Genomic DNA, 22,757 nt, shown 5'->3' with positions numbered 1-22,757 from the left:
CCCCTCACGCCAGCTGCCGGCGCACCAGCTCGTGCAGTCGCCCGCCCGTGTCCGCGAGCAACTGCGCGGGCGGGCCCTGCTGGGCGACCTTGCCGTCCTCCATCACGATCACACGGTCGGCGTCCAGCACCGTCGAGAGACGGTGCGCGATCACGATCCGGGTGGCGTTGAGGGCCTTGGTGGACTCGATCACCCTGCGCTGTGTCTCGTTGTCGAGGGCGCTGGTCGCCTCGTCGAAGAACAGGATGCGCGGCCGGCGGATCAACGCCTGCGCGATCATGAGCCGTTGGCGCTGTCCGCCGGAGACCGCACCGCTGCCGGACACGATCGTGTGGAGCCCCATCGGCATCCGCTTGATGTCCTCCGCGAGCCCCGCCATCTCGGCCGCCACCATGACCTCCTCCGGCGTGAACGGCTCGGTCCCGCAGATGACGTCCATGATCGAGCCGTTGAACGGCTGGGCGTGCTGAAGCACCACCCCGCACTGCCGGCGCACCGCCGACTGGTCGAGCGCCGCCAGGTCCTGACCGTCGTACAGCACACTCCCCGAGACCGGCGGATCGAAGCCGATCAGCAGCCTGAGCAGCGTCGACTTGCCGCAGCCGCTGGGGCCGACGACCGCCACGAACTCGCCGGGGCGCACCTCGAACGACACGTCGTCCAGCACGAGCGGGCCGTCGTCGGAGTAGCGGAAGGACAGCCTGCGCGCCTCGATCCCGCCGGACAGCGGACCCGGCCGGGTGGTGGCCGTGCGCACCTCGGGGGCGGCGTCGAGGACCGGCTTGATCTCCTCGAACAGCGGCAGCGCGCCCACCGCCGAGACGAAGGAGCCGGTCAGCTGGGTGACGGAGGTCAGCACCATCGTCACCGAGGTGTTGAAGGAGAGGAACGCCGCCGCCGACATCGAGCCGCGCGCCGGGCCGGCGAGCAGCATGAACATCAGCAGGGTGCAGATGGGCAGATAGACGGCGCCCATCACCGTGGTGAGGTTCTTGATCCGCCCCACCTTCTGCTGGAGCTCCCGGCTGCGCGCGAACTGCGAGGCCCAGGCCGCGTACGCGTAGTTCTCGGCGGCCGCGACCCGCAGCTTGGGCAGCCCGCGCAGGGTCTGGAAGGCCTGGTTGTTCAGCTTGTTGCCGAGCACCACCAGGCGCCGCTGCCAGCGCACCTGCCACAGCCCGAGCCCCAGGAACACCGCGGCGATCACCACGAGCATGCCGATCGCCGCCATCGCCATCGAGGCGCTGTACCAGAACAGCAGCCCCAGGTTCATCGCGCCGACGGTCACCGACTGGGCGACGACCGGCCCCACTCCCGCCAGCAGCCGGCGGATCGAGCTGATCCCCATCGCCGCGCTCGCCAGCTCACCGGTGGACCGCTCGGTGAAGAACTTCGTCGGCAGCCGCAGCAGCCGGTCCCAGACAGCCGGTTGGAGGGTCGCCTCGATACGGCCCTCCAGACGCAGGATGGTCAGGTTCTGCAGCAGCATGAACGCCGCCGCCACGAAACTGCTGATCATCACCGCGAGACAGACCTGCACGATCAGGTTCGTCTGCGCCTTCGGTACGAACTCACCGAGGATCTGGCCGGTGGCGATCGGCACGATCGCCCCGATCGCCACGGTGACGAGCCCGCTGAGCAGGAGGTTCGTCAGGTCCCCGCCCATACCCTGCATGCTGAACCGCAGCAGTCTGAGCGGACTGAGCCGCCGCTCGGGCAGCGGCCGGTAGAACATGACGGCACGCGGCTCGAACTCCTCCGCGTTGGCCTTCTCGATCGGCGTCTCGCGGCCCGTCGCCGGATGCACCGCCACATAGCCGCCGCGCCGCCACAACAGCGCGACCGGCGCACCGGACAGCGCGCGATGGCCCACCAGCGGGCCGACGTTGTCCCGCCACCAGCTGCCGTCCAGACGCACGGCCCGGGCCCGTACGCGCGAGGCGAGCGCGATCTGCTCGACCGGGTCGAGACGATCGCTGCCCGTACCGCTCTGCGCCGGGTCGGCGAGCGTGATCCCGGCGGCGTGGGCGACCAGCCTGCACGCCGCGTAGGAGGCGTCCGCGTCCGCGGGCGTCGTGCGCTTGCCCGAGGACTTGCCGATCGACGCGAGCAGGGTCCGGTCGGCCTGGGCGCGGACCGCCTCACCGGCCTTGATGCCCTCGGCCGTCCGGTTCTCATGGGTGCGTTCCAGCTGCTCGATCCAGCGGTCCAGCGTGGTCAGCAGCCGGTACTGCTGGTCGACCATGCTCTGCCAGATGGCGGGGTCCATCAGGAGATCGGCGGCCGCATCGGCCCCGTACAGCGATCCGTACTGCACACTGCCCGGCGGCACCTGCATCCAGAACACGTCGTCGTCGGTGACCTCGGCGGCGCGTTCGTTCGCCATCGGCGCCTGGAAGAGGATCGAGAGGCTGCGGCCGACGCCGAGGGCGAGCGCGTACTCCAGCGGGCTCGTCGTCGGCGGTACGTACTGCGGGTTGCCGTACTCGTCGTAGGACCAGGTCTGGGTGTTCGCGGGCTGGTACAGCTCCCGCAGTCCGATGCGGTGGACCACGCAGTCCCTGAGCGGGCGGGCGACCAAGGTGTGCTGGGGACCGGGGCCGGGACCGAGGATCAGGGAGCCCGCCTCCAGGCGGCCCAGGTGGTGCCAGTGGCCCTGCTGTTCGACGTCCACCGCGAACAGGTCCACGGCTCCGGACGCGACCAGCCACAGGACCTGCGGGCCTTCGAGGTCGAGGCGGTTGAACCCCGAGCAGTCGATGGGGGTGCCCATGGCGCCGAGCGCGGTGAGGACGACGTCCCCTTCGTGTGCGGTCGTCATCTCATCGCTCCCTGACCAGCGCCGCGTACGCACCGCCGTGCGCCACCAGCTCCTCGTGCCGCCCGCGTTCCACGATGGTGCCGTGCTGGAGTACGACGATCTCGTCGCTGTCGCGCACGGTGCTGAGCCGGTGTGCGATCACCACACACGCACAGCCGCGCCTGCGGAGGTTGTCCATCACGATCTGCTCGGTCTCCGCGTCCAGAGCGCTCGTCACCTCGTCCAGCACCAGGATGCTGGGGCGGCGGACCAACGCCCTGGCGATCTCCAGGCGTTGGCGCTGGCCGCCGGAGAAGTTGCGGCCGTCCTGCTCGACCCGGCTCTGGATGCCGCCGGGGCGGCGCATCACCACGTCGTACAGCGCCGCGTCCCGCAGCGCGTCCACCACCGCCTCGTCCGGGATCGACGGGTCCCACAGCGCCACGTTGTCGCGGATCGAGCCCTCGAAGAGGAAGACGTCCTGGTCGACGAAGGAGACGGAGGAGGCGAGCGCCCCGCGCGGGATGTCCTCCAGGCGCTGTCCGTCGATGCGGATGACACCCTCCCAGGCCGTGTACAGGCCCGAGATCAGCCGGGAGACCGTGGACTTGCCGCTGCCCGAACCGCCGACGAGGGCCACCTGCTGGCCCGGGCCGACGGTGAGGTCGAAGCCGGTCAGCAGGGGCTTGTCGAGCGGGTTGTAGCCGAAGGTGATGTTCTGCAGTTCGACATGGCCGTGCAGCCGGCGCGTGGAGTCGCCGGCGCCGGGACGGCCGTAGAGCGGGTCCGCCTGGAAGTTCTCCACGTCCTTGAGGCGGGCCACGTCCGCCGCGAAGTCCTGGATGCGCCCGGCGACTCCGTTGAGCCGGGTGATCGGGGCGGTGAAGCGGGTGACCAGGGACTGGAACGCCACCAGCAGACCGACCGAGATACCGCCCTCCACCGCGCGCATGCCGCCGATCCACAGGATCAGCGCGCTGTTGAGCGAGGCCAGCGTCGGGGCGACCACGCCCAGCCAGGCGCTCGGCACGCCGAGCCGCTGCTGCTCCTCCAGCGTGGTGGCGTGCTGTCCCGCCCACTTGCGGAAGTAGCCGTCCTCGCCGCCGGTCGCCTTCATCGTCTCGATCAACTGGAGGCCGGTGTAGGCGGTGTTGGTGAGCCGGGCGCTGTCCGCGCGGAGTTTCGCCGTACGGGTGGCCCGCAGCCGGATGACGACTCGCATGGCGACGATGTTCAGCAGGGCGACGGCGATGCCGACGAACGTGAGCTGCGGATCGTAGGTGTAGAGCAGCAAGGCGTAGAGCACGACCACCACCGCGTCCACGCCCGCCGCCGCGAGGTCGCGGGCCAGCGTCTCGGCCACGGCGTCGTTGGACTGGAGGCGCTGCACCAGGTCGGCCGGGCTGCGCTGGGAGAAGAACGTCACCGGCAGCCGCAGCAGATGGCGCAGGAAGCGGGCGCTGGAGAGCGTGGAGGAGATGATGCGGCCGCGCAGCAGGTTCGCCTGTTGCAGCCAGGTGAGGACCAGGGTGAGCAGGACACACGTCCCCATCGACGCGAACAGCACGCCGAGCAGGGAGGTCTGCCCCCCGATCAGGAACATGTCGATATAGGTACGGCTCAGCGCGGGCACCGCCGCGCCGACCAGCACCAGGAGCAGGCTCGCCAGCACCGCGGCGGGCATCGTGCCCGCGGTGCCGCGCAGCCGGGCCGGCATCGCGCCGAGTACCCCCGGTTTGCGCCCGCCCTTGGTGAAGCCGTCGCCCGGCTCCATCACCAGGACGACACCGGTGAAGCTGGAGTCGAAGTCCTCCATGGGCACGAACCGGCGGCCCTTGCCGGGGTCGTTGATGTACACCCCGCGACGGCCGAAGCGGCGGCCCATGCCGTCGTAGACGACGTAGTGGTTGAACTCCCAGAACAGCACGGCCGGCGTCCTCACCTCCGCGAGGGCGGCCGTGTCCATCTGCATGCCCTTGGCGGTGAGACCGTAACTACGGGCCGCCTTGAGGAGGTTGCTCGCGCGGGAGCCGTCGCGCGAGACACCGCACGCGATGCGCAGCTCCTCCAGCGGGACGTGCTTGCCGAAGTGGCCCAGCACCATCGCCAGCGAGGCGGCACCGCACTCCACGGCCTCCATCTGGAGGACGGTGGGTGTGCGGACGGTCTTCGCCTTCCCCTTGGGGACGGGGCGCTTGGGCGGGGTGGCCCGGCGTCTGCTGCGGGTGTCCTGTGCGGTGCTCACGGCAGCAGCCAATCGACGGGGTGCTGGTCGGCCAGCCGGATCGAACCCGTGGCCACGGTCATGGAGGTCAGGGTGAAGGGCGGCCCGTCCTCGGAGGACCACTTGTAGCCGCTCTTCGTGCCGGACGCCTTGTCCAGCTTCACCAGTACGGCCACCGGCCTGCCGTCCTTGGTGAACTGCTCGCCGAGCTGGCTGTCCCCGAGGAACGCGGAGATCTGCTGCGCCGACTGTGCCGAGCGGTCCACCGACTTCACATGGCCGCGCAGCACGCCGTACTCCTGGGTGGGCACCGAGGAGACGGTGAGGTCCACGGCGGCGTGCGCGGGGATGGAGGCCGCGTTCTCGGCGGGCACGTACACGGTGGCGTACAGGGGGTCCTTGGTGTGCGCGACCTTCTCCACGGCGGCGACGTTCGCCCCGGTCTGGATGATCTGCCCGATGGTCGCGGCCAGTGCGGTGACCCGCCCCGCGGCGACCGAGCGGACGACGGAGTCGCCCTGGGACGTACGGACCTTCAGTACGGGGGAGTTGGCCGGCAGTTGCTCGCCCTCCTCGGCGAGGACCGCGGTGACCTGGCCCGCGACGGGGCTCTGCAGGATGTAGCTGCCCTGCCCGTGGGTGAGGATCGCGGACGCGCTCACGGTGGAGGCGACCGAGCCGGTCACTGCCCACACGGACGCGGCGGCCATGACGACCACGGTCACGGAGAGCGCGAGCCAGCCCTGGGGGCGGGCGAAACGCACCGGAAGGTCGAGCTCCTCCGGTGACTGGAGCTTGGCGAGGGCCTGTTGGCGGAACTGCACGGGACTTTCCCCCACCTGAAAATGACAGTGGACCGGCCCTTGGGAGCCGGTTGCTTCAGGGCATCCGTGAGTCCCGGAGCCGGGAAACGGCTCCGGGACTCAGGACACAAGGTGCGATCAGAGACCGGCGACCAGGTTCGTGACCGGGGCCACGGAGAGGCCGGTGACACCCTCGACGGTGCCGACGGCCGTGTCGACCAGGCCGGAAACCGGGGCGATGCCGTCCACCAGGCCGGTGACGGTGCCCAGGGCGTTCAGCTGCAGGCCGCCGGAGACGTTGTCGAGCTCGGCGTCGGAGATCTCGACGGTCTCAACCTGGGGGGTGGAGTTCATGATGGAACTTCCCTTCATATGGATATTCACAAGGGGGAGCGGTGACCCCTCTGGGGACGGCCGCGACCGCAGGCGCCAAGCGCCCGTTTCCGAAGCCCTGTGCGGCTCCTGCGGTGCGATGGATCAAAGCACGCGGCGGCCGTGCCCTTCCAATCAACCAATGGCCTCACCAGGCAACTTGAGCCCCACAAGCACCGAACCGTGCAGGAGTGCGCACGGCTCGGTGGCGACTTCTTCACACCGGGCGCGTGTTCCGTTCATACGCGCCCTTGCGGCCCGGGAAGCGAATCAGACACTCCCGCCCCAATGACGTACGAGGCCGCACGCGCTTGTGCAGAACCACCACGCCCGGTGACTTCGTTGAGTATTGGATGTGCAGATTCCCTGAAGCCAGGATTCGGCACGGAGTTCGGAACGGACCGTTGTCGTCCGGTTGCGGACCGTGTCAGCCCAGTAGTGCGTACACGGTGCTCGCGCGGGCCGCGAGTTCGCCCGACCCCGCGTCGGTCATCGTGATGTCGGCGAACGCCATACGCCGGCCCAGCTTGGTGACGACCGCTTCGATCAGGACATCCGAACCGGCCACCGCACGCTGGAACGACGTCGACTGCTGCACCGTCGTCATCGGTCCGTAGGTGCCGCGCGCCCCCGAGACCGCGATCACCGTGGCCGTGTCGGCGGCGGCCATCAATGCCTGTCCCGACAGTGCTCCGCCCTCCCGCGACAGGCGGTCCGACCAGGGCAGACGCAGGGTGGCGCGATGGTCGTCCAGGGCCTCGACCGACAGGCCCAGCTCAAGGACCCAGGGGGCGAAGTTGTCGGCGAGGATCTTGTCGGCTTCGGCGGTGGTCATCGTCATATGGGGGATTGTTCCCGCTCCCGGCCCGCCGGACGCGGACCCTGGCCGATTCGCGATTGCGTAAAGAGATTGCCTGCAAACGGAATTGAACGCCCCACGTGGCTCCTGCGTACCCACTGCCATCCAGGCGCCCCGACAAGCCGCCGACGACCGGCGGCACTGACCCCGTCCTTCAGGAGGTCGAGTAGTTTGAGTCACAAGCGAATTCCGAAGCGCAAGGCCGCGATCGCAGCGGGCGGCGTGGTGGCGCTCGGAGCAGCCGCAATTCTCCTGCCGCAGGCGAACGCCAACCAGGACGGCTCCTCGGGCCAGGCCGCAGCGCCCAAGACCCTCAAGGCATCGGACGCCTCGGATCTCGCCTCGCAGCTCGCCGACCTGCTCGGCGAGTCGTTCGCCGGTTCGTACTACGACGCGGACCAGCAGCAGCTCGTCGTCAACGTCATCTCGGGCGACAACAACAATGTGATCGTCCAGGCGAAGAAGGCCGGCGCGGAGATACGCGAGGTCGACAACAGCCTCGCCGAACTGGCCGCCGGCGCGCAGACGCTGAAGTCCGACGCGACCATCCCGGGCACGGCCTGGGCCGTGGACCCCCGGACGAACAAGATCCTCGTCACCGCCGATAAGACGGTCACCGGCGACAACTGGGACCAGCTGGAGTCGACCGTCCAGACCCTCGGCTCCGGCATGGCGACCATCAAGAAGTCGGCCGGCACCTTCAAGACGTTCCTCTCCGGCGGCGACGCCATCTTCGCCGGCGGCGCCCGCTGCTCGGCTGGGTTCAACGTCACCGCGGGCGACGGCACCCCGGCCTTCCTGACCGCCGGTCACTGCGGGGTCGCCGCGGCGGAGTGGTCCGATGCGGACGGCGGCGCTCCGATCGCCACCGTCGACCAGGCCACGTTCCCCGGGGACGGCGACTTCGCCCTGGTCAAGTACGACGACCCGGCGACCGTCGCGCCGAGCGAGGTCAACGTCGGTGACCAGACCGTCGCGATCTCCCAGGCCGCGGACGCCGAGGTCGGCCTCCAGGTGTTCCGGATGGGCAGCACCACCGGGCTCAACGACGGCCAGGTCCTCGGACTCGACGCCACCGTGAACTACCCGGAGGGCACCGTCACCGGGCTCATCCAGACCAACGTCTGCGCCGAACCCGGCGACAGCGGCGGCTCGCTGTTCACCCAGGACGGCCTGGCCATCGGCCTGACCTCCGGCGGCAGCGGCGACTGCACGGTGGGCGGCGAGACCTTCTTCCAGCCGGTCACCACCGCCCTGGAGGCGGTCGGTGCGACCCTCGGCGCGGGCGACGCGGCGGGCGGCGGCGAAGAGGCCGGCGCCGGCGAGGAAGCGGGTGCGGGCGAGGAAGCCGGTGCCGGTGAAGAGGTCGGTGGCGAAGAAGTCGGCGGCCAGGAAGTCGGTGGCGAAGAGGTCGGCGGCCAGGAGGTCGGTGGCGAAGAGGTCGGCGGCCAGGAGGTCGGCGGTGAAGAGGTCGGCGGCCAGGAGGTCGGCGGCGAGGAAGCCGGCGCGGGAGCGGAGGACGGCTCCTCCGGTCTGACCGAGACCCACTGACCCACAGACCCGCAGCGCTCCACCAGCAGTCCACGGACACGGTCCGGCCCTCCGGCGGGAGGGTCGGACCGTTCGTGCGTCCCGGCACGACGACGAACGCCGACATCTACCCCCTCGGCCCCCTCCCATGCCCCCACAGTCGAAGCGCGCGGCGGCGTACGGGCTCCGGGTGTGCGCCCCCACGCACCCTGTTGGCCGGTTCTTCGCGCCCGGGAAAGGTGCGGGGCGCGAACAATGGGGCACGTGCTCCTCACCCCATGGAACCGGCGAACGTGAGTCGAAGGGACGGGCAGTTGATCCGGGTTCTTCTGGTGCACGACGAGTGTCTGGTCAGATCGGTTCTGGCGGAGTGGCTGCGCCGGGAGCCGGACCTCGGGGTGTTCGACGCCCCGTGGCGCAGCGCACCGAGCCGGCTGCGAACCGTCGAGCCGGACGTCTGCGCGGCCGACCTGGAGTGCTCGGACACCTACGGCATACCCCCACTGAGAGACCTGGGCGCGCGCCACCCCGACGCGCCGCCGCCCCGCCTCCTGGTCCTGGCCAGCGCCAACCGGCCGGGGCTCCTGAAACGCGCGGCCGAGGCGGGAGCGCTCGGCTATGTCGACAAGGAAGGCTCACCGGAACACCTGGTGCGCGGCATCCGGCGCGTTGCCGAAGGGAAACGTTTCATCGACGACTCGCTCGGCTTCGGCTTCCTGAGGGCCGCCGAAATGCCGCTGACCAGACGGGAGTTGAGCGTCTTAGTCCTGGCCGCCGAGGGTGCCTCCGTCGCGGAGATCGCGGGGAGCCTGCACCTGTCCCACGGGACGGTGCGCAACTACATGGCGGCCATCACCCGCAAGACCGGGGCCCGCAACCGCGTCGACGCGATCCGGATCTCGCAGGGCGAGGGCTGGCTCTGACGGCACGGGCGTCCAACTGCCGACGAGATCCCGGTAGAGCGCCGAGCACCGCATGAGTTCGTGATGCGTCCCGCACGCCGTCTCCCGGCCGTCCATGACCAGGACCCGGTGGGCACGACGGGCCGAGCTCATGCGGTGCGCCACGACCACCAGAGTGCCGCCGGGCCGCTCGGCGAAGGCCCGCTCCGCCCGCTCCTCGGCCTCCGGGTCCAGATGGCACGTCGCCTCGTCGAGCAGGACGAGCGGGGCGTGCGACAGATAGGCGCGGGTCAGCGCCACGAGTTGCCGCTCGCCCGTGGAGAGCGCGGCCGGATCGACCGTCGCCCGCGGTCCGCCGAGCGTTTCGAGCAACGGCAGGAGTCCCACCGCCCCGGCCGCGGCGAGCAGTTCCGCCTCGGGCACGGGGTCCGGCCGCAGGTGCCCGAGATTCTCGGCGAGGGTGCCGGTGTGGACGTACGCCTGCTGCGGGATGAGCACCCGGCACGCGGCGGCCGCCACCCCGGGCACGGGGTGCCCGCACACCCGGACCGAGCCTGCCCCGGGCTCCAGCAGCCCGGCGATCAGTGCGGTGAGCGTGGACTTCCCTGTGCCGCTCGGGCCTACGACGGCGAGGTGGGCGCCGGGTGCGAGGGTGAGGTGGAGGTCCTGGACGACGGGGGCGGCGGCGGGGCCGTAGGCGAAGGTGAGCGAGGTGAGGGAGAGGGCGGGGGCGTCGGGTGGGCTGTCGGAGGGGTGGGGGAGTCGGGCGGGCAGCGCGCCGTCGGACCGCGGTGGCCCCTCGGACGGCTCGCGCGCACTCCCCGCCGTCGCACCGGTCTCCCGCGTGCTGTTCCGGACCAGCCGCCGCACCACGACCACCAGCCGCGATCCGCTCGTGCCCAGCCCGTGCACCAGGTTGCTCAGGGCGGGCAGCAGGGACTGGGTGACATAGGCGAGGGCGCCGACCAGGGCGCCCGCGGTGACGCCGTTGCGGAGCAGCCAGGGCGCGGTGGCGAGCAGCAGCACGATCGGCAACTGGCCGCCGATCGCGAGGGACGCCACACGCAGCACGCTCCAGCGGGCCAGGGAACTCGCGGCCCGCAGTTCGGCGTCGACCCGGTCCCCGGTGCCGTCGGCGACCTGTTCCTCCGCACCGGCCGCCGTGATGTCCCGCAGCCCCGGGCAGACGGCACCGAGCCGCTCGGCCAACGCCTCGTCGGCGACGAGGAACGCCTCCTGACGGCGGGCCAGCGGCCGCAGCGTCGCCGCGAAGAGCGCCACCCCGGCGAGGAGCGGGATCCCGACCACCACAAGGAGCAACGGGGCGAGCGAGAACAGGCCGACGAGGGCGCCGGCCGCGGTGAACACGAACGAACGCGACACCATCACCAGGCCGGCGAACGTGTCCCGCGCGATCTCGGCCTGCTGGGTGAGCCCGGACAGCGCCCCGGCATCCCCCTCCCGGACCCCGCGCGCGACGACCCGCGCCACGAGCCGGTCCCTGAGCGGTTCGACGAGCGCGGCGACCGCGGCGTACACCCGTACCGTGCCGTACGCCCCGACGAGGACACCGAGCCCGGCCACCCCCAGCCACATGAGTCCCTTGTCCACCCGGCCCGCCAGGAACCCCTCGTCCAGGGCGCGGGCGGGCGCGTACCCGGTGAGGAAGGTCTGCCCGGTCTCCAGCACGGACCAGGCCCCGAGCCGCAGCATGACCCGCCACCGCGCCCACAGGAAACGCAGACCGGGACGCAGCACCCGCTCCGCCGGCGCCGCTCCGGTGCCCCCGCCCGTCACGTCCCCTCCCCGCCCGCGAACACCGCCCGGTACCCCGGCATCGTCCACAACTCCTCATGCGGTCCGACCGCCCGGATCCGCCCCTCGTCCAGCCAGGCCACCGCGTCCGCACGGGCCGCCGTCGACGCTCGGTGGGCGATCAGCAGCCGGGTGCCGTCCGTGCCGGCGCCCACCAGGGACTCGGTGATCCGGGCCTCCGTCACCGTGTCGAGGCTGGACAGGGCGTCGTCGAGGACGAGGAGGCGGCCGCCGTGGGCGAACGCGCGGGCGAGGCCCAGGCGTTGGGACTCGCCGCCGGAGCGCGGCGCGTCGGCGCAGCGGGTGGCGTACCCGGCGGGGAGCCGGCTCACGAAGTCGTCCGCGTGGGCCGCGCGGGCCGCTTCCCGGATCCGGGCGGGGGAGGGGGAGGTGAGGCCGAGACCGATCTCCTGCGCCAGCGTGCCGCCCAATAGGGCGGGTCGTTCGAAGGCGTGACCGATCGCCCGGCGCAGTTCGTCACGGGTGAGCTCCCGCAGCGGCACCCCGTCGAGCAGGACCTCCCCGGCGTCCGGGTCGGCGAGGCGTCCGGCGAGCGCCGCCAGCAGCGACTTGCCCGCGCCGGACCGGCCGACCACGGCGAGGGTCGTCCCACCGGGCACGACGAGGTCCACTCCGTCGAGCACGGCCCGTCCGCCGCGCCGGGCCGTGACACCGCGCAACTCCAACCGGCCGGGACCGGCGGGCAGTCGGCGCTCGCCGTGCACGGCGGCGGGCTCCGAGAGCACCTCGGTGAGCCGTCCGGCGGCGGCCCGGGCGCGGGCCAGGCCCGCGAGCTGTCCCACCAGGACGCCGACGCCGGTCGCGAGCACCGCGTAGCGCGAGGCCGCGAGCACCTCGCCCACGGTCAGCCGGTGCCGGGCGAGCAGGACGCCGGCCACCGCGAGGACGCCGAGCTGGAGCAGCGGTGCCACGGCGGCGGACTGGCCGGCCGCCCGGCCCTGTACCCGCCACATGCGATGCCCGGCCGAGGAGAGTTCGGGCAGCGGGCGCAGGATCCGCGCTGTCTCGCGGTCCGCCGTCCCGGCCGCCGCGATCGTGCGGTGCCCGCCGACGGCCTCGGAGAGCGCCGCCGCGATGCGGCCCTGCGCCTCCTGGTAGCGCGTCACGCATTCCCGGGTGTCGCGGGCGAAGGCGCGCAGCAGCAGCGCCAGGACCGGTGCTCCGGCCAGCCACACGGCCGCGAGCCACGGATCGATCAGAGCGAGGGCCACCAGGCCGCCGACCGGTCCGGCCGGCGCGGAGAGCAGGGCGGCGCGGGAGGTCGGCGCGGTGCCGGCCTGCGCGGCGTTGCCGACGAGCCGGGCGACGAGATCGCCGGGCCCGAAGCGGGCGGTGGCGCGCGGGCCGACGGCCAGGACATGACCGGTGAGGCGTCGCCGCAGCCAGGCGGTGGTGCGGGCGTCGACCGTGCCGCCGAGCACGGTCTCGCAGGCGTCGAGGAGAGCGATCAGCAGGACGAGTGCGGCGCAGTACAGCACCCAGCGGGTCGCCGGGTCGTGGGCGAGGAGCAGGTCCAGGGTGCGGCCCAGCGCGGCGGGCAGCAGCAGAGCGGCGCCGGTCGCCGCCGTGCTCGCCAGGCACAGGGCCAGCCAGCGGGCGGGCGCCGGACCGAGCGGCCCGTGCGGCGTGCCGACGTTCTCAGCCATGTCACCCCTCGATGTGCGGGACTCCGGGCGGCCTCTCCCTCGCGGGAGCGGACCGCCCGGAGCCTAGGTACGCAGGGTGCCCGTCAGAGACAGAGCGTGATGCTCGCGGCGCTGACGCAGGACAGCAGGCTGAGGGTGCTGTTGCCGCCGCCGGTGTGCTCGTCGGACTCCATCGTCTGCAGGTCGAGAAGTGCCATGTCGCTTCCTTCCATCGGTGTCGTCCACCCGTGGGGACGGGGTTGGGTCACGGCTCCGTCAGTTCGCGGGACCGTGCTGTGGGGGCCGCCCGAGCGGCGGCAGGAACGGCAGGTGGGTATGCGTACCGCTGTCGAGGGCCGCGCCGAGCGCGAGCAGGCACCCTGCCGTTCCGGTGCCCAGGTCCATCGACAGGCGCATCATCTGGTGTCCGGGGAAGGCCAGTTGGCCCTGGTAGTCCATCGCGAACCAGCCGAGCCCGGCGATCTGCTCGGCGAGCCGTGCGTCACCGGTGCGCGCGAGGTGCAGGATCAGTCCGGCACGGCCCTGGAAGAGGCCTGGCTGCACATAGAAGCGGCAGGTGGCGGCCGTCAGGATGCCGTCCCGGGCGTGTACGAACTCCTCGCCGGGGTCGTCGACCTGGGCGAGGTAGTCGTCCAGGACCATCCCGATGCCCGCACTGCCGTCGCCGAGATACGGCAGCGTGCGCCAGCCCTCGTCGACCTCCATCGCACCGCCCTCGCGGGTCGCGCAGCACTCCAGATCACGCCGCAGCGCCACCTCGGCCGCCGCCGACAACCGCGGTTCACCGGTGAGTTCGTACTGCCGCAGCAGGAACAGCGCGGCCCCGCTCGCACCCCGCAGCAGCCCGGCCCGTCGCCGCCGCGGCGTGTCCGGGGCCGGCTCCGCGAGACGTCGTACGAGGATGTCGGCGGCCTCCGCGGCCCGGTCCCGCAGCTCCGGCTCGCCGGTCGTGCGGGCCAACTCGCCGAGCACCAGGCCGAGTCCGGCCAGCCCGCCGTGCAGGTCGGAGGAGAGGTTCTGCCAGCGCTCGGCGAGGATCGACGCGACCAGGTCGAGGGCACGCCCGCGGTGACCGAGCCGCTCCAGGACGTGGGCGACGCCCGCGAGACCGTCGTACAGCCCCAGCGGGGTGCCCCTCGGCGGTGGCGCGGTGCGCGCCAGGAGCCAGCGTTCGCCCTCCTCGTACCGGTCGGCGCCGATCGCGTCCAGCGCGTACAGCACCCCGGCCGCACCGTGTGCGAGGCCCAGGCCGCCGCCGTCGGAGAACTGCGCGATGTCGCCGGGGAAGAGCCGGTCCTCGCGCTCCGGGGTGGCCGAGGCGAGGATCGCCTTGACCATCGAGTCGCGGCTGAACGGCCAGTCGCCGGGCTCCACGTAGGACGGTGCCCGCACCGGCGTCTCCCGGGTGATCTCCGCGACCGCCTCGTCGAGGAACTCGCGTGGCACGTCCGGGAACTGACGGGAGATCACCTGCGCCAGATGGGCCGCCTTGCCCCGGTCGACCACGAACAGCGTGGTGACCGGCAGGAACAGGGCGAGCCGGAGACAGGCCAGCGCGTACCGGTCGACGTCGATGCCGGTACGGTCCGGCGGAGCGAAGAACCCGGGGTGGGCGACCACCTGGCGGCCGTTCTCGCTGACGGGCGCGGCCGCCTCGAAGTCGAGCAGGGACACCGACTCCTCGTCCGGGCCGACCATGATGTTGAAGACGTGCAGGTCGTTGAAGACGATCCCGCGCGCGTGCACCGCCGCCACCGCCCGCTCCACGGCCCCGTGGATGCGCACCGCCCACGCCGTGTAGTCCGCCACGGCCTTCGGATCCGGATCCGGGGTGAGCAGCGGGTGCCGCTCCGCGAAGAACGAGTTGAGCGGGCGTCCTTCCAGGAAGTCCATGACGAGGAACCGATGGTCGCCGAGCGTGAACCAGTCACGCACCTCCGGCACCACACCCGTCCCCGCCACCTGTTCCAGGGCGTACTTCTCCCGCTCCAGCCGAGAGATCGCGTCCGCCCCGTCCGCCGCCAGCCCCGCGTGCGGCCGCCCCTCCTTGAGGACGACCTTGCTGCCGTCCCGGGTGTCGGTGCCCGAGTACACCCCGCCGCCGTTGGAGAAGTGCAGCGCCTTCTCGATCCGGTACGGCAGATCGCCCACCGTCGTCGTGTTCCGCGCCGCCAGATGCGGCTCGAGGAACGCCGGCAGCGTCACCCACTCGGGCACCTGGAAGGACGGCGCCCGCCGGTCGGGGATCAGCTTTCCCGCGCCGTCCCGCACCGCCGGCACCAGAGAGCCCCGCTCATCGACGACGAAGGTGCGGGCGAACGCGCCGTAGCGGACATAGAGCGGACCGTCGTACCAGCGCAGATCGGTGAGGATGTAGGGCCCCTCGAAGCCTTCGAGGAGCTTGCCCAGCTCACGCAGGACGACGTGCAGCTGTTCCTCGTCGGCCGGGTAGATCGTGACGAACTTGCCGCTGGTGTCGCGGCCGGCGTACTTGGTGTTGCGCAGGTGCAGCAGATGCGGTCCCGGCACGAACTTGAACGCGATGCGCCGCGGCACGCAGTAGTCCCACACGACCGCCGCGATCCGTTCGGCGTTCGCCCGGGTGGCCGAGGCGTGGATCTTCCAGCCCTGGGCCGGACCCGGCGCGGGGGCGCCGTCCCGGCCGAGCGGTGTCAGCGCCAGCCAGTCGCCGATCCGCGACGCGTCCCAGCCGCCGGGCACCTCGCGGCGCGCCGGCCCGTACTGGGGCGCCGCCTCGGTCACCCCCGCGGACAGCCGGTCCGGCGTCTCGTAGAAGTGCCGGTCGGCGAGCGCGTACACCTCGTACCGCTTGTCCATACGACCCCCTCCGTGGCCCGGCATCGAGCTTCCTGCGGGGACGGCGGGCACGGACAGTCATGCCTGTCACGAGATCACCGTGCGGAACGCATGCGTCAAGACTTGTTCGGTGAGTTTCGAGCGTGACCACCGCGGAGCCACCGCAGACACTCCACGGAACGGTCACAGGGGCTGCGCAGGTGTCTCATAAGCGCTGTAATGGCGGACGTGGTCAGTGAGGGCGCTGCGGGACGCAGAACGGGAACGCCCCGTGCCGAAATCGCCCTCAGAGCGGTCACGGCCGATCCGGGCTCGCCCGAGCGGCTGCGGCGCGTCCTGGAGCAGGTGCTCGTCTTCGCCAGGGCCTCCTTCGCCGCCGTGTACACGCCGAGCCAGGACGGCGAGCTGCTGTGCCTGGCGGAGTCGGTCGGAGTGCCGCGGACCCTGTACGGCGTGCGCGACGGCTATCCCGCCTCCGGGCGGTCCCCGGTGGCCGACGTCCACCGCACCGGAAAGGCCGCCTGGCTCGGCCCCGAGGAGCTCGCCGAGGCCGCCGAGGCGCGGCGCACGCCGGCGGGGGACTTCTGCCTCGCGGCCCTGCCCGCCCGCGGGGACGGCGGCGGAGGCTGTCTGGTCGCGGTGAGCGAGCGCCCCGACGGCTTCGACGCCGACGACCGCGCCTGCCTGGAGCTCATCGCCGACGCCGTGGCCTACTCCGCTCCGGCCCGGCCCGCCGAGGGCGAGGAACTGCCCGCCAACGCGTTCACCCTCGCCATGGACACCGGGCGTGTCGAGGTCGGCGTCGACATCCTGGAACTGTTCCGCATGGGCCGCGAGGACTTCGACGGCCGTGTCGAGACCCTGCTGGCGCTGACCGTGCCCGAGGACCTGCCGTCCCTGATGTCGGTCGTCGAGGCCGACCACATGTCCATCGGCGACCGTGAGCTGGAGTTCCGGGTCCTTCAGCCCACCGGCCCACCCAAGTGGCTCAGACTGCGCGGCCGCCTCGTGCCGGGCGGCGAGGGCCGGCCCGCCCGGCTGGTGGGCACCGTCGCCGACGCCTCCACGCTGCGTTCCGACGTCACCGACGTGGCCCGCGTCCAGCGCCTGGCCGCCGCCCTGGCCGCCGCCGGCACCGTCCGTGACGTCAGCCAGGCCGTGGTCGCCGCCCTGCGCAAGCCGCTCCAGGCCGACCGCATCGCGCTCGCCGAGCTGGAGGGCGACCGGCTCATCGTCACCGTCCTCGACCCGCCCGAGGCGGAGTCCTGGCCCGAGCTGTGGCGCCTGGAGTGGCGCACCGAGTGGCCCGACGCGCCCGTACGCGCCATGCCCACCCTCGCCGCCGCCCTGAGCGAGGGCCGCGCGCACATCTGGCCCGCCGGCACCGCCCTGGAACCCGCCCTCGCCGAGGTCGGTCCCGGCGGCCTCGCCGTGCTGCCGCTGCCCGGCGGGGGCCGCATGGTCGGGGCCTGTCTGATCGGCTGGGACACCCCGCACGACTTCGGCCCCGACGAACGCGCCCTGCTCACCGCCTCCGCCGGCCTCGCGGGTCAGGCACTGATGCGCGCCCACGCCTTCGACGCCGAACACGAACTCGTCGGCATGCTCCAACGCCAGCTGCTGCCGCGCCGGCTGCCCAAGCTGCCCGGTGCGGTCGCCGTGGCCCGCTATCTGCCCAGTACCGCGGGGCTGGAGCTGGGCGGCGACTGGTACGACGTGATCCCGCTGCCCGACAACCACGTCGCCCTCGTCATCGGCGACGTCCAGGGCCACAGCGCGGCCGCCGCCACCCTGATGGGCCAGATGCGCACCGCCCTGCGCGCCTACGCCGTCGAGGGACACCCCCCGGACGTCGTCGTCTCCCACGCCAACCGACTCCTCATGGACATGGAGACCGACCTCTTCGCCACCTGCTGCTATGTCGACGTCGACATGGAGGAGGGCTCCGCCTGGTGCGTGCGCGCCGGACACCTGCCGCCGGTGCTGCGTCACCCGGACGGCGGCACCGAGATCGCCGAGGACGAGGGCGGCCCGCCCCTCGGAGTGGTGATGCAGGCGGATTTCCCGATGACCCCGCTCAGACTCCAGCCCGGCACCTTGATCGCCCTGACCACCGACGGTCTCGTGGAGTCCGTCGACTCCGACATCGACGAGGGCATGGACCGCTTCGCCCAGGGGCTGTCCGTCTCCGACCCCGCCCACCTGGGCCTCGTCGCCGACGCCCTGCTCGGCAACGCCCGCCGCAGCGACGACGTCGCCCTGCTCCTCATGCGCTACGACGGCATGGCCACCCGTCCGCAGCGCGAGAGCTGGACGGTGTGGCGCGTCCCCCAGGCCGTCGGACACGCCCGCCGCTTCACCCGGCGCACCATGCGCACCTGGGGCGTGTCCGGCGACGCCCTGGACACCGTGCTGCTCGTCGTGTCCGAACTCGTCACCAACGCCCTCGTGCACACCGACGGCCGGGTCCGGCTCGAGCTCATCCTCGTCAACCACCGGCTGCGCGTCGCCGTCGCCGACTCCTCGCCGCGCACCCCCGCGAGGGCGACGCGCATCGGCTGGGAGGCCACCGGCGGGCGCGGCATCCTCCTCGTCGAGGCCGTGTCGGACGCCTGGGGGACGCTGCCGGTCAGTGGGGGCAAGCAGGTGTGGAGTGAGATCTCACTGGAGCGGTGAGTGCCGAGCAGCGCGGGCGGGGTACCCGGTGTCCGAGAACCTCGTGCATCCGTGCATCCGTGCAGCAGAAGGAAGATGAACCGTCGTGACAGCGCACATTCTTGAGAAACCCGTCGCCCGCCGTCCCGAGACGGGCTGGGCCAGGGCCCGCAGGCTGCGAGGCCGGGCCGCCGTGCGCACCTGCGTGCCGGCTGTCGTGGACTCCGAGGGCACGTGCGGCGTGTGCCCGGCCGGGGAGGGCAACATCGTCAGGGGTGAGGACTGACCCTTCGGCGGGGCCACTCGTACGAGTGCACCGGGAACTGATCGAATACATGGTGAGTTGATCGAATACGCCCGTGTCACCACGGGCTTTCGTAACATGCAAGCCATATCGCGAACGGTCCGTTACCTGCGAACCAGACTAAGGTGAACCAAATGAAGGCTCTTGTCCTGTCTGGTGGCGCCGGTACGCGATTGCGACCGATCACCCACACATCGGCCAAGCAACTCGTTCCCGTGGCCAACAAACCCGTCCTCTTCTACGGCCTGGAGTCCATCGCGGCCGCCGGGATCACCGAAGTCGGGGTGATCGTCGGTGACACCGCCGCCGAGATCGAGGAAGCCGTCGGAGACGGCTCGAAGTTCGGCCTGGAGATCACCTACATCCCCCAGGACCGCCCGCTCGGACTGGCCCACGCGGTGCTGATCGCACGGGACTTCCTCGGTGACGACGACTTCGTGATGTACCTCGGCGACAACTTCATCGTCGGCGGCATCTCCGAGCTGGTGGACGAGTTCCGCGGCAACCGGCCCGCCGCCCAGATCCTCCTCACCCATGTGCCCGACCCGCGTTCCTTCGGCGTCGCCGAACTCGACTCCGCGGGCCAGGTGATCGGCCTGGAGGAGAAACCCGAATCCCCCAAGAGCGACCTCGCCCTGGTCGGCGTCTACCTCTTCACGCCCGTGATCCACGAGGCGGTCCGCGCCATCGAACCCTCCTGGCGCGGCGAGTTGGAGATCACTCACGCCATCCAGCACCTCATCGACCTCCACGCCGACGTCCGCTCCACGGTCATCAAGGGCTACTGGAAGGACACCGGCAACGTCGTCGACATGCTGGAGGTGAACCGGACGGTCCTGGAGACCATCGAGCACCGCATCGACGGCGAGGTCGACGAACGGTCCGAGCTCGTCGGCCGGGTGGTCGTCGAGGAGGGGGCGCGGGTCGCCGGCTCCCGCATCGTCGGACCCGTGATCATCGGCGCCGGGACCGTCGTGAGCGACTCCTACGTGGGCCCCTTCACCTCCGTCGCGGAGAACTGCCGGATCGAGGACAGTGAGTTGGAGTTCTCGATCGTGTTGCGGGACTCCTCGATCCAGGGCGTCGGGCGTATAGAGTCCTCCCTCATCGGCCGTCATGTCGAGGTGACCCCGACGGCCGGTATGCCCAGTGCCCACCGCCTCGTGCTCGGAGACCACAGCAAGGTGCAGATCCATTCATGAATCTCCTCGTCACCGGCGCCGCCGGCTTCATCGGCTCCCAGTACGTGCGCAGACTCCTCGCCTCGGAGACCCCCGACGCGCCTCGGATCACCGTGCTGGACAAGCTGACCTACGCGGGCACCCTGGACAACCTCGAACTCGACCACCCCCGGCTGGAGTTCGTCCAGGGAGACATCCGCGACGCCGAGCTGGTCGACAAGCTCATGGCCGACGCGGATCAGGTCGTGCACTTCGCGGCGGAGTCCCATGTGGACCGCTCGATCGCCGGGGCGACCGACTTCGTGATGACCAACGTGGTCGGCACCCAGACCCTGCTGGACGCGGCCCTGCGGCACGGCACCGGCCCGTTCGTGCACGTCTCCACCGACGAGGTCTACGGCTCCATCGAGCACGGCTCCTGGCCCGAGAGCCACCCGCTGCAGCCCAACTCGCCGTACTCGGCGTCCAAGGCCTCCTCCGACCTGCTGGCCCTGGCCTACCACCGCACCCACGGCATGGACGTCCGCGTCACCCGCTGCTCCAACAACTACGGGCACCACCAGTTCCCCGAGAAGGTCATCCCGCTCTTCATCACCAACCTCCTCGACGGCCTGAAGGTCCCCCTCTACGGCGACGGCCGCAACGTCCGTGACTGGCTGCACGTCGACGACCACTGCCAGGGCGTCGACCTGGTGCGCACCAAGGGCCGGGCCGGCGAGGTCTACAACATCGGCGGCGGCACCGAACTCAGCAACAAGGAACTGACCGGACTGCTCCTCGAAGCGAGCGGCGCCGACTGGGACATGGTCGAGTACGTCGAGGACCGCAAGGGCCACGACCTGCGCTACTCCGTCGACTGGACCAAGATCCACACCGAGCTCGGCTACCAGCCGCGCCACGACTTCGCCACCGGCCTCGCCGAGACCGTCGCCTGGTACCGGGAGAACCGTTCCTGGTGGGAGCCGCTGAAGCGGCGCGTCGCCCAGGAGCACGCATGAGGTGGCTGGTCACCGGGGCCGGCGGGATGCTCGGCCGGGACACGGTCGACGAACTGACGCGCCGCGGTGAGCGGGTGACGGCCCTGGACCACGCGGGGCTCGACATCACCGACCCCGACGCCGTCGACGCCGTCCTCTCCGGGCAGCGCCCCGACCTCGTGGTCAACTGCGCCGCGTACACCGCCGTGGACGACGCCGAGACCGACGAGAAGCAGGCGCTGCTGATCAACGGCGACGGGCCGCGGAACCTCGCCCGCGCCTGCGCGGCCCAGGGAGCACGCCTGGTCCACGTCTCCACCGACTACGTCTTCGCCGGCGACGCCCGCAGCGCCCCGTACCCCGAGGACCACCCGACCGAGCCGCGCACCGCCTACGGCCGCACCAAACTGGCCGGGGAACAGGCCGTGCTGGAGGAGCTCCCCGAGTCCGGCGCCGTGCTGCGCACCGCCTGGCTCTACGGCGCCCACGGCCGCAACTTCGTCAGCACCATGATCGCACTGGAGGCATCCCGCGACACCGTCGACGTCGTCGACGACCAGCGCGGGCAGCCCACGTGGAGCGCGGACGTGGCGACCCGCATCGCCGACCTCGGCCCTCGTATCGGCCAGGGCGCGAGCGGTGTCTTCCACGCCACCAGCTCCGGCGAGACCACCTGGTACGGACTGGCCCGTGAGGTGTTCCGGCACCTCGGTGCCGACCCCGACCGGGTGCGGCCGGTGGGCAGTGCGGCCTACCCGAGGCCCGCGCCCCGCCCCGCGTACAGCGCGTTGGGTCATGCGCGCTGGGAGCAGGCCGGCCTCACCCCCATCCGAGACTGGCGGGAGGCGCTGGCAGCGGCCTTTCCGTCCCTGGCGTGACCATCACAGAGGGAGATTCCGGAGCATGTCGATCAAGTCGGCCGTGAAGAAGGCCGTCAAACCCGTCGTCGGTGAGCGTGGCTGGGAGACGCTGCGCAAGGTCAAGCAGCGGACGGTCGGCCCTCAGCCGAAGCCCAAGCCGAAGGCCCTCACGGGTGTCGCCGCGATCTCCGACGACCTGTGCAAGCTGGCCGCGCACTTCAAGACCGACAAGTGGGGCGCCCACAAGTACGCGCAGCACTACCAGCGCTACCTCCAGCACCTGAAGAACAAGGAGTTCAACCTCCTGGAGATCGGCATCGGCGGCTACGCCCGGGCCGGTCAGGGCGGTGCGTCGCTGCGGATGTGGAAGGCCTTCTTCCCCAACGCGCAGATCCACGGCGTCGACATCCAGGACAAGTCGTTCGTCGACGAGGACCGGATCACGACGTACATCGGAGACCAGTCCGACCCCGACTCGCTGCTGTCCATCGCCGGGAAGATCGGCAAGCTCGACGTCATCATCGACGACGGCAGCCACCGCAGCCCGCATGTCATCACCACGTTCAAGACCCTGTTCCCGCTGCTCGCCGACGGTGGCATCTACGTGGTCGAGGACACCCAGAGTTCCTACTGGCCCGAGTGGATGGGCAGCGAGGACCTCGACTCCCCGGACACCAGCATGGGCCTGCTCAAGCGGCTGACGGACGGGCTGAACTTCGAGGAGTTCGTGGACGAGGACTACAAGCCCACGTACACCGACCGCAACATCGTGGGCGTGCACTTCTTCCACAACCTCGTGATCATCGAGAAGGGCGTGAACGCGGAGGGCAGCAACAAGCGCCAGGCCCTCAAGGCCCGCTACGGCACCCCCGCCACCCCCAAGACGACGAAGACCCCGTAGGACGCAGGGCCGTGCCCCCGGCACGGCAGCAGTGGACCCCGCCCCTCGACTGTGAGGGACGGGGTCCACTGCTTTCACGCTTGGGTGAAG

General features: G+C 71.4%; 16 protein-coding genes and 1 pseudogene. 8 read left to right on the top strand and 9 right to left on the bottom strand.

Annotated features, from left to right (window positions below; translation table 11 throughout):
- Nucleotides 1-4: 4 nt before the first annotated feature.
- The 5 genes from ACWD3I_RS23070 to ACWD3I_RS23050 all read right to left on the bottom strand — a co-directional run bounded on the left by ACWD3I_RS23070 (nucleotide 5) and on the right by ACWD3I_RS23050 (nucleotide 7,040).
- On the bottom strand, nucleotides 5-2,821 hold the full coding sequence (locus ACWD3I_RS23070) for an NHLP bacteriocin export ABC transporter permease/ATPase subunit (protein ID WP_365408699.1): 2,817 nt from the start codon (nucleotides 2,819-2,821) through the stop codon (nucleotides 5-7).
- A 1-nt stretch (nucleotide 2,822) separates the two neighbouring features.
- Nucleotides 2,823-5,045, bottom strand: coding sequence for an NHLP family bacteriocin export ABC transporter peptidase/permease/ATPase subunit (locus ACWD3I_RS23065; RefSeq protein WP_365408702.1), 2,223 nt, complete (start codon nucleotides 5,043-5,045; stop codon nucleotides 2,823-2,825).
- Nucleotides 5,042-5,848, bottom strand: a complete 807-nt coding sequence (locus tag ACWD3I_RS23060) for an HlyD family efflux transporter periplasmic adaptor subunit (protein WP_365408705.1) — start codon at nucleotides 5,846-5,848, stop codon at nucleotides 5,042-5,044. The genes ACWD3I_RS23065 and ACWD3I_RS23060 overlap by 4 nt, the downstream gene beginning before the upstream one ends.
- A gap of 117 nt (nucleotides 5,849-5,965) precedes the next feature.
- Nucleotides 5,966-6,181, bottom strand: a complete 216-nt coding sequence (locus ACWD3I_RS23055) for a hypothetical protein (protein WP_046256964.1) — start codon at nucleotides 6,179-6,181, stop codon at nucleotides 5,966-5,968.
- Between the two features lie 445 nt (nucleotides 6,182-6,626).
- Complete coding sequence (locus ACWD3I_RS23050; protein ID WP_365408709.1) at nucleotides 6,627-7,040, bottom strand: PaaI family thioesterase; 414 nt, start codon at nucleotides 7,038-7,040, stop codon at nucleotides 6,627-6,629.
- A gap of 189 nt (nucleotides 7,041-7,229) precedes the next feature.
- Here ACWD3I_RS23050 and ACWD3I_RS23045 point away from each other — a divergent pair, with 189 nt between their 5' ends.
- Together ACWD3I_RS23045 and ACWD3I_RS23040 are read left to right on the top strand one after the other, a co-directional pair.
- Nucleotides 7,230-8,609: a S1 family peptidase gene (locus tag ACWD3I_RS23045; protein ID WP_365408712.1), complete on the top strand. Its 1,380-nt coding sequence runs from the start codon at nucleotides 7,230-7,232 to the stop codon at nucleotides 8,607-8,609.
- Nucleotides 8,610-8,866: 257 nt separating this feature from the next.
- A pseudogene (locus tag ACWD3I_RS23040) lies at nucleotides 8,867-9,427 on the top strand (response regulator transcription factor); the annotation flags it as partial.
- Here the strand turns inward: ACWD3I_RS23040 and ACWD3I_RS23035 are convergent.
- The 4 genes from ACWD3I_RS23035 to lanKC all read right to left on the bottom strand — a co-directional run bounded on the left by ACWD3I_RS23035 (nucleotide 9,350) and on the right by lanKC (nucleotide 15,810).
- A complete protein-coding gene (locus tag ACWD3I_RS23035; protein WP_365408721.1) occupies nucleotides 9,350-11,203 on the bottom strand; it encodes an ABC transporter ATP-binding protein in 1,854 nt (617 codons plus the stop codon). The pseudogene ACWD3I_RS23040 and the gene ACWD3I_RS23035 overlap by 78 nt on opposite strands.
- 80 nt (nucleotides 11,204-11,283) lie before the next feature.
- The gene (locus ACWD3I_RS23030; RefSeq protein ID WP_365408715.1) at nucleotides 11,284-12,972 is read right to left on the bottom strand and encodes an ABC transporter ATP-binding protein; all 1,689 of its coding nucleotides are present in this window, start codon (nucleotides 12,970-12,972) and stop codon (nucleotides 11,284-11,286) included.
- Between the two features lie 83 nt (nucleotides 12,973-13,055).
- Complete coding sequence (locus ACWD3I_RS23025) at nucleotides 13,056-13,169, bottom strand: SapB/AmfS family lanthipeptide (RefSeq protein WP_030045333.1); 114 nt, start codon at nucleotides 13,167-13,169, stop codon at nucleotides 13,056-13,058.
- Nucleotides 13,170-13,227: 58 nt separating this feature from the next.
- Nucleotides 13,228-15,810, bottom strand: coding sequence for a class III lanthionine synthetase LanKC (gene lanKC, locus ACWD3I_RS23020; protein ID WP_365408718.1), 2,583 nt, complete (start codon nucleotides 15,808-15,810; stop codon nucleotides 13,228-13,230).
- Nucleotides 15,811-16,008: 198 nt separating this feature from the next.
- On the opposite strand from lanKC, the gene ACWD3I_RS23015 reads away from it, so the two are divergent.
- The 6 genes from ACWD3I_RS23015 (at nucleotide 16,009) to ACWD3I_RS22990 (ending at nucleotide 22,667) form a co-directional block, all read left to right on the top strand.
- Nucleotides 16,009-18,465, top strand: coding sequence for a SpoIIE family protein phosphatase (locus ACWD3I_RS23015; RefSeq protein WP_451084159.1), 2,457 nt, complete (start codon nucleotides 16,009-16,011; stop codon nucleotides 18,463-18,465).
- A gap of 85 nt (nucleotides 18,466-18,550) precedes the next feature.
- Nucleotides 18,551-18,730, top strand: a complete 180-nt coding sequence (locus ACWD3I_RS23010) for a hypothetical protein (protein WP_365412262.1) — start codon at nucleotides 18,551-18,553, stop codon at nucleotides 18,728-18,730.
- 152 nt (nucleotides 18,731-18,882) lie between these two features.
- Complete coding sequence (locus tag ACWD3I_RS23005; RefSeq protein WP_365412259.1) at nucleotides 18,883-19,950, top strand: glucose-1-phosphate thymidylyltransferase; 1,068 nt, start codon at nucleotides 18,883-18,885, stop codon at nucleotides 19,948-19,950.
- A complete protein-coding gene (gene rfbB, locus ACWD3I_RS23000; protein ID WP_266884577.1) occupies nucleotides 19,947-20,927 on the top strand; it encodes a dTDP-glucose 4,6-dehydratase in 981 nt (326 codons plus the stop codon). Before ACWD3I_RS23005 ends, rfbB begins: the two co-directional genes overlap by 4 nt.
- Nucleotides 20,924-21,784, top strand: a complete 861-nt coding sequence (gene rfbD, locus ACWD3I_RS22995; protein ID WP_365412257.1) for a dTDP-4-dehydrorhamnose reductase — start codon at nucleotides 20,924-20,926, stop codon at nucleotides 21,782-21,784. Before rfbB ends, rfbD begins: the two co-directional genes overlap by 4 nt.
- 25 nt (nucleotides 21,785-21,809) lie before the next feature.
- Nucleotides 21,810-22,667 carry a class I SAM-dependent methyltransferase gene (locus ACWD3I_RS22990; protein WP_365412254.1) on the top strand — a complete coding sequence of 286 codons (858 nt, stop codon included), beginning with the start codon at nucleotides 21,810-21,812 and terminating at the stop codon, nucleotides 22,665-22,667.
- Nucleotides 22,668-22,757 lie beyond the last annotated feature (90 nt).

Source organism: Streptomyces sp. NPDC002817 (genome assembly GCF_053592055.1).
This window is presented reverse-complemented; position numbering and strand designations above follow the sequence as displayed.